The sequence below is a fragment of the Lacinutrix cladophorae genome (genome assembly GCF_053604645.1).
The window spans coordinates 499,361-514,133 of the sequence record NZ_JBSHNR010000121.1 but is presented as its reverse complement, the minus strand read 5'-3'; the positions used below and the strand labels follow the sequence as shown (position 1 = coordinate 514,133).

General features: G+C 31.9%; 10 protein-coding genes. 3 read left to right on the top strand and 7 right to left on the bottom strand.

What is annotated here, in order from left to right; translation table 11 throughout:
- Positions 1-40 precede the first annotated feature (40 nt).
- Positions 41-994, top strand: coding sequence for a DUF3078 domain-containing protein (locus tag ACVC3Y_RS15255; RefSeq protein ID WP_303420991.1), 954 nt, complete (start codon positions 41-43; stop codon positions 992-994).
- A 392-nt stretch (positions 995-1,386) separates the two neighbouring features.
- Here ACVC3Y_RS15255 and hflX read toward each other — a convergent pair whose 3' ends face one another.
- Positions 1,387-2,601 (bottom strand): GTPase HflX, encoded by a 1,215-nt coding sequence (gene hflX, locus ACVC3Y_RS15250; protein ID WP_303420993.1) that lies wholly within the window; start codon positions 2,599-2,601, stop codon positions 1,387-1,389.
- A 134-nt stretch (positions 2,602-2,735) separates the two neighbouring features.
- Between hflX and ACVC3Y_RS15245 the strand changes: the two genes are divergently transcribed.
- Positions 2,736-3,707, top strand: coding sequence for an endonuclease/exonuclease/phosphatase family protein (locus ACVC3Y_RS15245; protein ID WP_303420995.1), 972 nt, complete (start codon positions 2,736-2,738; stop codon positions 3,705-3,707).
- A 77-nt stretch (positions 3,708-3,784) separates the two neighbouring features.
- Here ACVC3Y_RS15245 and ACVC3Y_RS15240 read toward each other — a convergent pair whose 3' ends face one another.
- The 3 genes from ACVC3Y_RS15240 to ACVC3Y_RS15230 all read right to left on the bottom strand — a co-directional run bounded on the left by ACVC3Y_RS15240 (position 3,785) and on the right by ACVC3Y_RS15230 (position 8,497).
- The gene (locus ACVC3Y_RS15240; protein ID WP_452227357.1) at positions 3,785-4,162 is read right to left on the bottom strand and encodes a hypothetical protein; all 378 of its coding nucleotides are present in this window, start codon (positions 4,160-4,162) and stop codon (positions 3,785-3,787) included.
- 77 nt (positions 4,163-4,239) lie between these two features.
- On the bottom strand, positions 4,240-5,688 hold the full coding sequence (locus ACVC3Y_RS15235; protein WP_303421002.1) for a DUF5689 domain-containing protein: 1,449 nt from the start codon (positions 5,686-5,688) through the stop codon (positions 4,240-4,242).
- A 34-nt stretch (positions 5,689-5,722) separates the two neighbouring features.
- The gene (locus tag ACVC3Y_RS15230) at positions 5,723-8,497 is read right to left on the bottom strand and encodes a TonB-dependent receptor (RefSeq protein WP_303421004.1); all 2,775 of its coding nucleotides are present in this window, start codon (positions 8,495-8,497) and stop codon (positions 5,723-5,725) included.
- Positions 8,498-8,636: 139 nt separating this feature from the next.
- On the opposite strand from ACVC3Y_RS15230, the gene ACVC3Y_RS15225 reads away from it, so the two are divergent.
- A complete protein-coding gene (locus tag ACVC3Y_RS15225) occupies positions 8,637-9,695 on the top strand; it encodes an endonuclease/exonuclease/phosphatase family protein (protein WP_303421005.1) in 1,059 nt (352 codons plus the stop codon).
- A 159-nt stretch (positions 9,696-9,854) separates the two neighbouring features.
- Here ACVC3Y_RS15225 and ACVC3Y_RS15220 read toward each other — a convergent pair whose 3' ends face one another.
- From ACVC3Y_RS15220 to pgi, 3 genes are all read right to left on the bottom strand, one after another.
- Positions 9,855-10,292, bottom strand: a complete 438-nt coding sequence (locus ACVC3Y_RS15220) for a hypothetical protein (protein WP_303421007.1) — start codon at positions 10,290-10,292, stop codon at positions 9,855-9,857.
- Between the two features lie 107 nt (positions 10,293-10,399).
- Positions 10,400-12,991 carry a TonB-dependent receptor domain-containing protein gene (locus ACVC3Y_RS15215; protein WP_452227356.1) on the bottom strand — a complete coding sequence of 864 codons (2,592 nt, stop codon included), beginning with the start codon at positions 12,989-12,991 and terminating at the stop codon, positions 10,400-10,402.
- Between the two features lie 156 nt (positions 12,992-13,147).
- Entirely contained in the window at positions 13,148-14,770 is a 1,623-nt protein-coding gene (pgi, locus tag ACVC3Y_RS15210; RefSeq protein WP_452227355.1) for a glucose-6-phosphate isomerase, read from the bottom strand.
- Between the last annotated feature and the right edge of the window lie 3 nt (positions 14,771-14,773).

Here is a 14,773-nt window from a genome sequence, read left to right as displayed (position 1 = left end):
GTCTTAATACTTATTTTTGCGCGTTCAAAAAACAAAACAAATGAAAAAAATATTTTTATTAGTTGCATTATTTATTGGAGTAGCTTCAGTAAATGCACAGACAGATGAAAACACTTTAACTAAAGAAGAATTAGCAGCTCAAAAAGCAGAAAAGCAAGCTATAGCTGATGCTGCTCAAGCAGAAGCAAATGCGCTACAAGCTCAAATTGATGCTTTACCAGGATGGAGAAAAGGTGGTAATGTTTTAGTAACTTTTAACCAATCTGCATTCAACAATGAATGGACTGGTGGAGGAATAGGTAACTTAGCTGCTAACCTATTAATTAACTACGATGCGAACTTAATTAAAGGAGATTACATTTGGGACAATAAACTTATTGTTGACTATGGTGTAAATAAAACTAAAGGAGCTGACGATTTCACTAAGTCTAATGACAGAATTGAATTTAACTCTATTGGTGGTAAAAAAGCAAGTGGTAACTGGTATTACTCAGCTTATTTTAACTTTAAAACACAAATGGACAAAGGGTTTTTATATGACACTAATGGTAATACTATTGCTACTACGTCACATTTCTTCTCACCTGCTTATTTTCAAGCTGGACCAGGAATGTTATGGAAAAAATCGGATAACTTAAATGTTATGATTTCTCCTGCTGCTGCTAAATTAATTATAGTGCATGATGAATTTGCTGGAAGTTTTGGTACTGATCCTGGTGACACTACTCGTTTTGAGTTAGGCGCTGCATTAAGAGGGTATTATAAATTAAACTTAGGTAAAAACATTTCTATGGAAAACATCTTAGCTTTATATACTAACTATTTAGAAGATCCTCAAAATGTAGATATCGATTACACTATGAATCTTTCTATGGCTGTAAACAAATACATTTCTGCGAACTTAGTATTTCAAGCGATTTACGATGACAACGCAAACCCAAATGGTTTTCAAATTAGAGAAGCTTTTGGTGTAGGTTTTAACTATGGTTTCTAATTATTAGAAAATAAAAATTATATTTTTAAAAACGCGCTTCTATGAAGCGCGTTTTTTGTTTGTAAATATGTTGTTCATTTGCGCTGCTTCCCTTATCTAAAAATAGAGAGCACAGATTATCTTACTGCTATTCTTTGCTAGAACCATAAATAGTCAGCCCGCAATAACGATTGCAACGGCATCCTTTATGCAAAGAATAATTATGCTATGGTTTTTTTAAAATATTTTTTGTCTATGAATAAGGACTTGATACAAATGCTATACTACTTTGCAAAAAGATATAGTGTAAAGCGTGGTTGCTTTTGGCTATTTCTACCAAAAGCAAATTGCCAAACTTTTTAAAACAAATACTTATACTTCGAAAGTACTTGAAGTGACGTTGTAATAGAATTCTACTCTTCTTCGGTATAATCTGGATATAAAAAATGATTATAAGGAAAACGGGTTACATGAATTTCACGAACTTCATCATACACACGTTTTTTAAAGTCTACCAAATTTTGTTTGTTTAAAGCAGAAATAAATAAGGCATTGTTTTTACCAACCCTATGCATCCAAGTTTTTTTCCATTCTTCTAAAGAATAGTGCTCTTCGGTACGTTCTGCTATTAAATCGGTTTCATCGTAAGGTTCTGCTTCATAAGCATCAATTTTATTAAAAACCATGATCATTGGTTTGTCGGAACTGTCTATTTCTCCTAAAATTTTGTTTACAGATTCTATATGTTCTTCAAAATTAGGATGCGAAATATCTACCACATGTAATAGTAAATCTGCTTCTCGAACCTCGTCTAAGGTACTTTTAAAACTCTCTACTAATTGGGTTGGTAGCTTACGTATAAAACCAACTGTATCGCTCAATAAAAAAGGCAAATTTTGAATAACAACTTTTCGAACAGTAGTATCTAAAGTTGCAAAGAGTTTGTTTTCGGCAAATACTTTACTTTTACTAATTACATTCATTAAGGTAGATTTACCAACATTGGTGTAACCTACAAGCGCTACTCTTACCATTTTACCTCGATTACCTCGTTGTACAGACATTTGTTTGTCTATGGTCTTTATTTTGTTTTTTAGTAGTGTAATTCTATCTCTTACAATACGTCTATCTGTTTCAATTTCTGTTTCTCCAGGTCCACGCATTCCAATACCACCTTTTTGTCGTTCTAGATGCGTCCACATACCTTTTAATCTTGGTAGTAAATATTCGCATTGTGCCAATTCTACTTGCGTTCTTGCATAACTGGTTTGTGCTCTTTGCGCAAAAATATCGAGAATAAGATTGGTTCTATCTAGTACTTTACATTCTAGAATTTTACTTATGTTACGTTCTTGAGCTGCAGAAAGTTCGTCGTCAAAAATCGCTGTACCGATATTATTTTTTTCAATAAACTTACGTACATCTTCCATCTTCCCAGTTCCAATAAATGTTTTAGGGTTTGGTGTATCTAGTTTTTGGGTAAATCGCTTTAATACTTCTCCTCCAGCTGTAAATGTTAAAAATTCTAACTCATCTAAATACTCTTGAGATTTATCTTCGTCTTGATTTTTAGTAATTACTCCTATTAAAACTGCTCTTTCAAGGGCTATATCTTTCTTTTCTATCATAAATTCAATTAAAGTACAAAGTTAATCAATTGTTAGCAGTTTAATTTTTATATTTTTGAAGAATAACAAAAGGCTTTTTTGTTGTTAGAATCTTTATTCTAAACTAGCGAACTTATTATAAATAAACGATATTAATGATTGATTATTCTGACATTCCTGAAGATGTAAATGTACATACCATAGCTTTTTATAATACCGAAAACTTGTTCGATATTTTTGATGATGAAAAAAAGCATGATAATGATTTTTTACCAAGAGCAGATAAACGTTGGACTGCAAAGCGTTACAAGAATAAGTTACGCAAGTTAGGATATACCATCTCTAATATAGGAAGAAAAGAAAACGGAAAACATCCAGCAATTATTGGTTTAGCAGAAGTGGAAAACGCTAAGGTTTTACAAGATTTAATTACATCTAAGCATTTAGAAAATTGTAATTATAATTATGTGCATTACAATTCTAAAGACGAACGCGGTATTGATGTAGCTTTGCTTTATGATGCTACTGTTTTTACTGTAGAAACTTCAGAAAAATTCGCTTTAGAGCTTTATAACGATGCAGGCTTGCCAGATTACACTAGAGATATTTTACTAGTTTCTGGTGAATTAGCTGGCAATAAAATACATGTTATTGTTAATCATTGGTCTTCAAGACGTGAAGGAGAACGAGAAACAGAACACAAAAGAATGGCTGGATCTAATAAAGTTGGAGAAATAATTTCGAACTTAAAACTTAATGATCCTGATGCTAAAATTTTAATTATTGGTGATTTTAATGATGATCCTTCTAGTACTAGTATTAAGCGTCTAGTAAGTGGTTTTGATTTGTTTAACCCTATGGGAAACTTACGCTCTTTTACTAGAGGAACTAGTAAACATAAAAGACAGTGGTTTTTATTTGATCAAATATTTGTTACTAAGAATTTTTTAGAAACCTCCGAAAAATCATTACACCTTGAAAAAATCAATATTTTTGATGCCGATTTTTTAAAAGTCGCTAACGGAAAATATAAAGGTTCTCCTTTTAGAACCTATGTTGGTAAAAGATATCAAGGTGGTTATAGTGATCATTTTCCTGTATATGCGGTTTTAAGAAATAGGGATTAGAGGAAATGGCGGATGACTGTAACTCATGTCATTTCGAGCTTGTCGATAAATCTTTCTAGTTTAATTACACAAACCTTTTAAACCGCTTGATAAATAACGACTGCTAAACCAATACAAGCAATTGGGAGTAACCAAAGCATAAAAATACTATAGCCAACCGATTTTTTTTTAAGCATTTTAGCATTTAGTACTTTTCTTTTTCTTCCTGCGTATTGCATCCAGTTTTTAAAAAATATAAATATACCTGCTAGAATGAATAATACTATGGCTTTATCTTGCGACATGGTTGTCATATTCATCTGTTTAAAAAATCCAGCAAAAAACACACCAAAAAGCAATAATAAAGCACATTGTAATACAGAAATGTAGATTGTAGCAAGTTGGTTTGCTTTTTTACTTTTAGCATCTTTATAATGCTTAAAAACGCTGAAGAATAAAGTATCGAAAAGTGTCATTTATTAGGAAGTCTAGTTAAAAAATAAAACCTGCTAAAGGGAATTAGCAGGTTTTAAAAGATATTATATTATGAAGATTAGTTTTCTGCTAATACTTTATAGTTATCAATTTCGAAAGTACCATCAATATTGTCGGAACCATCATCTCCTCCAATGTATTTAAAAGCAACATAAGCAGTTCCAGAATAAGAACTTAAATCTACTAAACCAGAATCTATCCAGTCTTGGTAATACTCACTAGCATCAACTACAGTAGCATCCGAAAGTGTAGTCCAAGTTGCAGTTGTAATATTTGCTTCAGTACCATCCCAATCTGTAGAAATTAGTACTTGTAATTCACTAGCATCCGAAAAACTATTTGAAGATTGAAAGTTAACAAATTCGTATTCTTGTGCATCTAAATCTATAGATGGGCTAATTAACCAAGCAATATTACTAGGAGAATTAGAATTATAAGCTCCCATAGAAGCAATTACATTTCCAGGTCCAGGATTACCACTATCTGTAGTAGTTAATGCTCTCCAGTTGTATGATCCTTCTTCTGCATAAGCTGTCCATCCATTTCCAGAAACCGTTGAAAAAGTACTCATAGATTCAAAATCTTCAAAAAAGATTTCGCTAAAATCGCTTTCATCTAATGTAGAACAACGAGCTCCATCTAAAGCTACATCCTCTACAGTATTTAAAGCTAAAATACGTGTACTACCATCAAAAGTTTTATTAACAATTGCTTTAATTGATCCATTTCCTGTTGGTAATAAATGTTCTTTAAAAGTAGCAAAAGAACTTGTTTCTAAAGACATGTTAGAATAAGTGAATCCGCTACAAGCTTGTAAAGTTCTTTGTGTATCGTAAACTTGAACTGCATCAAAATAACGTTCACCATCTAAATTATCAGCAAACTCTACGCCATCAATTTCAACAAATACTCCTACATGAGCATCTGTAAGTTCAGAAAAAGTTACTGCTAAAGGAATAATTTCTTCAGTTACATCAGAACGTAAAATGTTATCTCTAATTTGGTTTTCGTTTACTCTAGTAACCACACCACCGTATTGGTCGAATTCTGTTCCTCCACCAATAGTAACGATTCCATTTCCAACTCTTTCTTCTCCAATTTGAAGTCCTTTTAAGCTAATATATACTTCACGACCTTTATTGTATTGGTTGTATGTATCTACTTGGTCTATAATAATTTTTAAAGCTCCTGTTGGATTAGAAGGTGCATCTTGAAGATAAAATTCTTTAAAGAAGTTTCCATCTTTATCACTTGAAGATACATATCCTTTTACATAAATATCGTTTTCAACATAAAAAGGCACAGTTTCTGCTCCATCTTCAATATATAATGCTTTTACATAAGCAAGATCTACTTCAGTTGCAGATGCTAACATGGCAGTTAAAGCTTCATTTTCATCATCACCTAAACTACTAGGGATTGTGTAATCGTCATCTTGTACACAAGACGTTATTGCTATACAAGCAACAAAAGCTAATATTAGGGTTAAAAATTTACTAGTTTTCATAATTCGTAATGTTTTTATTAATTTTTCTTTTTTTTTAAAATCTAAAGTACACATTTACAAAGTAATTAGCACCACGACCGTACCAATATTTTGGTCCAAATACACGAGATGGATTGGCATTATCGTCTCTTAATTCTCTATAGTTTGCATTTCTACCTTGTTCAAAACCACCAGTTTTGTACTCTTTATCTAGTACATTACCTACACTAGCAAAAAAGCCAATATAGTACTGATCTATTTTCCAAGACTTACCACCAACAAGATTTACAACCATATAATCGTCAAATTCTTCTTGTTTTAATAATTCTGTAGCTATTTCTTCATCATAATCATTAAATGGTAAACCATCTGCATCTAAATAAAAGTTTTCGGTTCTAGTTAATGCATTAACATCTACATAAGCGTTAGAGAAAAAGTTAGCTGTTGCACCAAACCACCAGTATTTAGGATCTCTATATTCAAAACCTATAGAAGCTGCACGTTGTGGCCCTCCTGCTACTTTATAATCTTTAAGATTTGCTTGTCCGTAAGATATAGAACCATCTTCCGATTCGAAACTTGCTGAAGTTAGATATAAGTCTGGGTTGTTATCATAAACATAGTCACCAAAGGAACCTGCCGCTTTTAACTTAATCGTAGGAGTTACTTGAGCTTCAATACCAAATTCTACACCAATATTTCTTTTATCTATTCCTGTTAAAACTTCTTGTACAAATGCAGAAGTTTCGTTTTCTGCAATAGCATCACCACTTAATCCGTCTGCGTAGTAAAAACCAACTTCGTTAGCATCTTTAATAGTAGAATAGAATCCTGTTAATCTTGCTTTAACGATAGGAGATCTAAAAATATAACTAGCATCGAAAGAAGTTACTTTTTCTTCTTCAATACCTCTTACTATATTATGATTTTCTCTAGAGTTAGAAAATGTATTACGTAAAGAAGGAGCTCTTTCAATATAACCAGCATTTGCATCGAATAAATGTTTACCCGTTATTTTATAGGTAAATCCAGCTTTAGCTCCAAGGCCATTAAAGCTAAGTTCTTTTCCTTTTCCGTAAGAATCATCTCCTGAAAACTTACTATGCTCCCATAAACCTTCTCTTTGGTATGTAGTGTTTGATAAGCTTCCAGAAACAAAAAAGTCTATTTTATTATATTTAAATTGTGCTTGCGCATACCCTGAAAGTACATCTGCATATAAGTTATAGTTATATCTAAACTTATCTCCTTCGCCAACTAATCTATCCGGGTTTTGGGCATCGTATTGAAAATTATCAAAAGAATCTACATTTAAAGCTCCTACTGTAGAACCTAATAAATCAATAACTTCTCCAAAGTTTTCCGATTTTAATGTCTTATAGTTAAGAGAAGCATTAATTAAAATGTTTTCATTAATTTCAGAACTTAATATAGAGTTTAGAGTAAGTTGCTTATCGTCTGCACGATCTTCGTATAACACATAAGCTGCTGGCTCACTACCATTAGTATCTATATTATTATTTTGGTTTGCTGTAAGAATGTATTCCCAATCTATTTGGCCACCATTTAAAAAGTTTTGTTCTGCTATATATGCTCCTGCATTATCAGGACCATCATCATCTGCTGTATAATAACTAGGTAAATCTTGGTAGTATGCTGGACTTGGGTTTGAACCTCCAGAATAATCTAAACGACTGTTTCCTAATTTACCAAATTGGTAACCAACATTAGTATTTAAAGTTGTTTTAGGTGAAATATCCCAATAATGATTTAACATTACAATTGGTTCTTCTACCTCTTTAATACGTGAATTTCTTTTTTCACCATCTAACCAACCCCAATATTCGTTATACTGAATACCTTTTAGATCGTATACTTCTTGTGTATTTGGTGAAGATTTACCTCTTCTATTTGGTGCGTATATAGATGTGAAATTTAAGCTATGCTTATCTCCAAATTGTTTTTCAACAGATGCAAAAAACGAATTAGAATCATATAATGAAGCATCTTGATATCCTTCATTTCCCCAACGTCTACCTGCCATAACTGTATAAGCCCAACCTCCTTTTAAAGCTCCAGAAGCATAACTAGCCATTAAACGGTTTGTATAACTTCTATTAGAAGACGAATACGTTACACGACCTCCTTCTCTATAAGAAGAAGCTCTTGTATTGATATTAGTTGTTCCTAAAATACCACCAAAATTGTACGCTGAAGGTGTTAAACCTGTAGTAAGTTCTTGGTTACGAACAACATCATTAAGTCCACCCCAATTGTTCCATTGTGGTCTACCATTATATAGCTTGTTCATTTCAATTCCATTAATTAAAACAGAACCATTATCGGAATCTAAACCTCTTACTTTAAAGAAAGAAGAGCTAAACTCGAAAGCAGCTGTACGTTGAAATATGTCTTGTGAAGAAGATAATAAACCAGAAATATTATCTGCTCCAGTAGTATCATCATTTAACTCATCATCAGAAAGTGTAATGGTAAATAAGTCATTACCTGATAAGTCTTTTTCCATAACCATATCATTTATGGTTAATGTTTCACCTTCATTAACTACAATTGGGTAACGTTGTATTACGAAACCATCTTTAGTTAATCTTAAAACTTGTTCGCCTAAAGGCAAATCACTGCTAAACGTAAACACTCCTAACTCATTGGTGAGTGTAGACTGGTTTGTTTCTTCAATAGTAACAGTAACATCTGAAATAGGCTCGAGAGAAATTGGTTGTTTCACACTTCCTGTTACCATGGTTTGCTGTGCAAGCGTGGTAAAGCCTGATAAAATTCCGAAGAAAAGAATTAGAAATCTTTTTTGCATACTTAAATTTATAGTTAGTAAACTCTTTTTACATTAAATAATTATTATTTAAAGCACGCAAATTTACATTTTTTATAATAAATATTTACATTTGGCAGGAGTTTTGTATTAACATAACTATAACATAACATTCACATTCATGAAAAATTTAAAATTCTGGCTTGCAGCACTGTGTTTAACAGTAGTTTTCACTGTAGAAGCTCAAGAAAAAAAGAAATTCAAAGTCCATACTGTTGGGTTTTACAATCTTGAAAATTTATTTGACACTATTAATGACACAAGTAAGTTCGATGAAAGAAGTCCTATAATGGAAATGAAAACCAAACAGTTTGAAGTGTACCAGAAAAAAGTTAAAAATATGGCTCGTGTTATTTCTGAAATAGGAAAAGACGTTACCAATAATTCGCCAGTACTTTTAGGTGTTTGTGAGGTTGAAAACAGAGAAGTACTAGAAGACGTAGTAAATGATCCTGCTTTAATAGAACACGATTATGGAATTGTACATTATAATTCGCCAGATGTAAGAAGTATTGATGTTGCTCTTTTATACCAAAAGAAATTTTTTACTCCTTTATCTACCAGTAGTCATACCTTAAAAATTTATGATGACAAAACCAAAGAGCGTAAACACACTAGAGATCAATTATTAGTAAGTGGTAAATTAGACGGTGAAATGATTCATCTTATTGTAAATCACTGGCCTTCTCGTAGTGGTGGAGAAGCTCGTAGTAGACCGAAACGTGTTGCTGCAGCCAAACTATCTAAGAAAATTTTAGATTCTTTACAATCTATAGATCCATATGCTAAAGTTTTTATCATGGGAGATTTAAATGATGATCCAACCAATGAAAGCGTTAAAGATGTATTAAAAGCGCAAAGCAATAAAGACAAAGTTGGTTTTAAAGGACTTTATAATCCATACACTAACATGTTTAAAAAAGAAGGTTTAGGTACAACTGCTTATAGAGATGCTTGGAGTTTATTTGATCAAATTATGGTAACAAAACCATTACTTGAAAAAGATTATTCTACTTTTTCATTATATAAAGCTGGGATTTTCAATAAAAACTACTTAGTAAATAAAAAAGGAAGATATAAAGGCTATCCAAAACGTAGTTTTGCTGATGGTGGTTTTACAGATGGCTTTAGTGATCACTTTCCTGTTTACACGTATCTTATTAAAGAGGTCACAGAATAAAACTGAACTACTTATAACAATAAAAAAGGCTTCCTAAATTTAGGAAGCCTTTTTTATTGTTATATCACTAGGAATACAATTAGAATACTAGTTAATTTCTCGAATTTAACCTAATTAACCATCTTGTTTTTAAGGTAGTTTTCGTTTGTTAAACTCTTTTTAGCCTAACCAAACACTCCACGGAATTCTAGATAACACTAACAGTAAAGCTATCGTATAAAATATAGCAATCGTTTTGTGCTTTGGCTTAGAGGTTAGCTTCTTTTTATGTTTAGAATACCCTATAGTAATAAAAGTGACTGCAAGAATACCAACAAAAGGGTGCTCTACAGCTAAAAGTCTAGCAAAAGGAGATAAGCCTCCCATTCCATTTGTAGTTATATTGCTTAATCCGTTTGGAGAAGTAAAGTATAACACCAAGCCAATTAATAATTGAATATGAGAAACAATAAGCGTAAACAAAGCAATTCTAAAATCTTTTGGTTCATATTCTTTACTAGCAAAAGTTTTAATTAAGCTATTTACTACTGCTAATATTAAAATAATAAGAACTAAATAAGCCCAATAGGAATGAAGGTTTTTTACTATACTGTACATGAAATTTAAGTTTGAATTAGTATGACAACAAATGTAGTAATTATTAGGCATAAAAAAACCTCTTCAAATAAATGAAGAGGTTTTTTATATTTTAAACTTTTAGATAATTAGAAATTATATTTAAGAGAACCGTTAAATGTCATTCCATTTGTGTTGTAATATCCAAAGTTGTCAGATTGTTGAATTCTTACTTCATCAAACACGTTAAATACGTTTCCAACAAAAGTTAATTTATTATCACCGATATTAAAGTCATAACTTAACCCTAAATCTGTTAATGAATAAGGCTTAATTCTACCAACATTTTCTGTTTGAACAGAATTACCATCATTTTCAAATAATCTATCGTAATAGTTAATGTTTCCATAAATAGTTAATCCGTCGATTAGACTTGCTCTAGCACCAAAACCAGCTGTAAATTGAGGAGCATTAGTAATTTTAACACCATCTCTATCTGTTCCTGCAGATTCTGAAACTAAAGCTCCAGTTTCATCATTGTAAATAGACACATCTGATGTACCTTCATATTCCCAACTACCACCAGAAATATAACCAGTTAAACTTACACGATTAGTTACATTATATTGCATATCTAACTCAACACCTTTATGAATTTGACGAACACCTCTATCAAAAATATTTAATTCAATATCATCAGAGTCATCACTAGGAGTTCCATTTTCATCAATATCCGTTCCTAAAATCACACGATTATCCCAATCTGTATGATAGAAGTTAAAGTTAGCTCTAAATTTATTAACTTGAAATTTATATCCTAATTCAAAACTTGTAATATCTTCATTATCAACTTCTGGATTTTCAAATATATCATTAGAACTTCTAATATCTTTAAATATATTATCTAAGAAAGGCTGTCTAGAATATTTACCTGCATTGAAGTATATTTTACTCGTTTCGTCCATTGCATAAGCAACACCACCTTTTAAGTTATAACCTACTTTATTTATTTTATCTGATTTCCCTAAACCTTCATTTTCAAAACGACCTTCTCTTTGGTAAGATTGGTTAGATATTGCTCCTTGAAAAAAGATTGAAAAAGCATCTTTAGCATATTCAGCTTGACCAAAAACACCTTGATAATTAATATTTTCAGAATAATCATAATCAATACGTTGCCCTTCATCTGCAAAGTTAAATAATGCAGCCCAAGGATTTGGTGCAAAGTTATCTGTAACTACTTCACCATCGGGTCTGTCATTAGCCCAACCTGTAAGACCATAAAAATCGGATACCTGTCTAAAGTGATCCCCTCTATAAAAACGAACATCTGCACCAACATTAAGGTTTATGTTTTCGTTTAAATCAAATCCAAGGTTAGATACTAAACCATACCATGAGTGGTTATTTACAGAAGATCTTCTTATGTACCCAGCTCCTAAAGGAGCTCCATAATCACCTCCAACACCAATAAGTTCGTTTTGAGCTTCAATAGCAAAGTAATCTATTTGTCCGTCATCAGTTCTAATTCTTCCGTTTCCTCTATCACCAGTTCCTCCACCACGTCCCCATGATGCATAAGCTACTGTTGATAAATCTGTTTTTTCTGAAATATTCCAATCCCAGTTAAAGTTAAATACTGGCTTGTGGTAATAGTTTGTTCTTTCTGATTCTATTTCAGAATTATAATATCCAGTTCCTCCACCTGAAGTATATCCCCAATGTTGGTTAAATTTCGGGTCATCTCTAAGAGTTTCTTTACTTTGAGACCAACGTTGTCCATGTTGTTGTGGTGCTCCAGTTAACAATAAATTGAATGCATGCTTATCGTTTGGCTTATATCCTGCAGAGAAAAAATACGTTTGACCAGAACCAAAAGTACCTTCTGCCCATTTTCTATGTGCTTGCCAATGGTCTAATAATACTGAAAAAGACCATCCTTTTTCGTTTAAGCCAGTATCATAAGATGCTGTAGCTTTCATATAACTATCGTTACCACTTAAAAATCTAACAAATCCTCCTTTTGTTCTATCAGTAGATTTCATTACTAAGTTCATAGTACCACCAACTGATGAGATAGCTAATTTAGAAGAACCTAAACCACGTTGTAATTGCACTCCATTTGCAACGTCTGCAATACCAGCCCAGTTAGACCAATAAACTCGACCATCTTCCATTCCATTAACAGGTTGCCCGTTTAATAAAACTGCAATGTTAGTTTGGTCAAATCCACGCAAAAACATTTGAGAATCACCAAAACCTGTTTGACCAGATACATAAACAGAAGGTGTGTTTTTAATAATTTCTGAAACCTCTACGTTACCAATAGCACGTTGTTGAATTTCTACTTTTTTAACCGTAGATACTGCAATTGGCGTAGCTCTGTCTTCTGCTAAATCAATAACTCCAGATCCAATAATAACTACTTCTTCTAAAGAGTTATCACTAGCTAAAGTAATGTTTCCTAGGTCTGTGTTACCATTAAAGGATAGCGTTATAGGAGTATAACCCACATAAGAAACAACAACTTCTCCTGAGTTTGCTTGTGTTGTAATTGTGAAATTACCATCAAAGTCTGAAGACACACCGTTTGCTGTACCTTTTTCTATAACGTTCGCTGCCGGAAGTGGCGCGTTCATTTCGGCATCAATAATCGTACCTGTAACTGTACTTTGTGCCATAGTTCCTGTAGTAAACACAAGTGCTACTACTAAAAATAAAAATCTTGTAATTTTTTTCATTTTATTAAAATTGGTTTAAATTTTTTTGCAAAATTACATCTAATTAATGGTTAAACATTAACTTAACGTTAACAATTCATTCTGTCTCGAATTTAATAAAATTTAACGGAGTATGTTTTACTCCGTTTTAAAAACTATAAACAGACTTTTCAACAATTAATCTGTTAATTTTTTAAAATGCTTCAATAAATTTAAGGTAGATGCATCATGATTAGCAAAAGTGTTATTTTCAAATTCTTTTAAAATTTTTCCCGCCAATTGTTTACCAAGCTCTACTCCAAATTGATCATAGCTAAAAATATTCCATACTATTCCTTGAACAAATATTTTATGTTCGTACATAGCGATAAGTTTTCCTAAGCTTTCTGGAGTAAGGCTATCTATAAAAATAGTATTGGTTGGTTTATTACCTTGAAATACTTTAAAAGGTATTAATGTTTCTTCTGTTCCTTCCGCAATAACTTCATCCTTATCTTTTCCGTTTAAAAGCGCTTCCGTTTGTGCGAAAAAATTAGACATTAATTTGTCTTGATGGTCTTTATTACCATGTAAAGATTTAGCAAACCCAATAAAATCTGCTGGTATAAGTTTTGTTCCTTGGTGTATTAGCTGAAAAAAGGCGTGTTGCGAATTCGTTCCTGGTTCTCCCCAAATGATTGTTCCTGTTTGGTACTTTACCAATTCTCCATTTCTATCTACACTTTTACCATTACTTTCCATAATACCTTGCTGTAAATAAGTAGCAAATTGATTTAGGTATTGTGAATATGGAATTATCGCTTCGCTTTCTGCTTTAAAAAAATTATTATACCAAATGCTAATTAAAGCTAGTACAACTGGAATATTGGTTTTAAAATCTTGAGTCTTAAAATGATTATCCATTTTATTTGCTCCTAAAAGTAGCTTTTCAAAATTTTGATTTCCTACTGCCAAGCTAATGGTTAATCCCACTGCGCTCCAAAGAGAAAAACGGCCACCAACCCAATTCCACATGGGGAAGATATTATTTTCATCTACACCAAAATCTTTAACTTTTTCAATATTAGTAGAAACCGCTACAAAATGTTTTGCGATATCTTCTTGTTTTGCACTTTTTAAAAACCAGTTTTTTAATGTTGTTGCATTAGATAAGGTTTCTTGTGTTGTAAATGTTTTAGAAACAATAACGAATAGTGTCGTTTCTGGATCTAGCTTTTTTATCACTTCATTTACATGGTCTCCATCTACATTGCTTACAAATTGTGTAGTTAAATGATTTTTATAGTATTGAAGAGAATCTACAACCATTGCTGGTCCTAGATCTGAGCCACCAATACCAATATTTACAACATGTGTAAAAGCTTTGTTTGTATATCCTTTTTGATTTCCTGAGATTATAGCTTCAGAAAATTGTTTTATTTTTTGTTTTACCGAAAATATTTCTGGCATTACATTAACACCTTCCACTTTTATATTGGCATCTTTAGAAGCTCTTAAAGCAGTATGTAATACTTCTCTTTTTTCAGTTTCATTAATTACTTCACCAGAAAAATACGCTTGCATTGCCTCTTTTAACTTCACCTCTTCTGCTAATTGTAAAAGCAGTGAAAAAGTTTCATCAGTGATTCGATTTTTGGAAAAGTCTACGTAAAAATCTTCCCAAGAAATGGTGAATTTTTCTGCTCTTTTTTCTTCTTGAGCAAATAATTTTTTCATTTCAACATCTTGTATTTTGTTGAAATGTGTTTCAAGGTTTTTCCAAGCTTTTGTTGTAGTTGGGTTAATTTTTGGTATTGCCATTTT

Excerpts from the sequence above, each read along its gene's own strand:
- ACVC3Y_RS15255 (WP_303420991.1), top strand. The coding sequence starts at position 41 with ATGAAAAAAATATTTTTATTAGTTGCATTATTTATTGGAGTAGCTTCA.
- hflX (WP_303420993.1), bottom strand. The coding sequence starts at position 2,601 with ATGATAGAAAAGAAAGATATAGCCCTTGAAAGAGCAGTTTTAATAGGA.
- ACVC3Y_RS15245 (WP_303420995.1), top strand. The coding sequence starts at position 2,736 with ATGATTGATTATTCTGACATTCCTGAAGATGTAAATGTACATACCATA.
- ACVC3Y_RS15240 (WP_452227357.1), bottom strand. The coding sequence starts at position 4,162 with ATGACACTTTTCGATACTTTATTCTTCAGCGTTTTTAAGCATTATAAA.
- ACVC3Y_RS15235 (WP_303421002.1), bottom strand. The coding sequence starts at position 5,688 with ATGAAAACTAGTAAATTTTTAACCCTAATATTAGCTTTTGTTGCTTGT.
- ACVC3Y_RS15230 (WP_303421004.1), bottom strand. The coding sequence starts at position 8,497 with ATGCAAAAAAGATTTCTAATTCTTTTCTTCGGAATTTTATCAGGCTTT.
- ACVC3Y_RS15225 (WP_303421005.1), top strand. The coding sequence starts at position 8,637 with ATGAAAAATTTAAAATTCTGGCTTGCAGCACTGTGTTTAACAGTAGTT.
- ACVC3Y_RS15220 (WP_303421007.1), bottom strand. The coding sequence starts at position 10,292 with ATGTACAGTATAGTAAAAAACCTTCATTCCTATTGGGCTTATTTAGTT.
- ACVC3Y_RS15215 (WP_452227356.1), bottom strand. The coding sequence starts at position 12,991 with ATGAAAAAAATTACAAGATTTTTATTTTTAGTAGTAGCACTTGTGTTT.
- pgi (WP_452227355.1), bottom strand. The coding sequence starts at position 14,770 with ATGGCAATACCAAAAATTAACCCAACTACAACAAAAGCTTGGAAAAAC.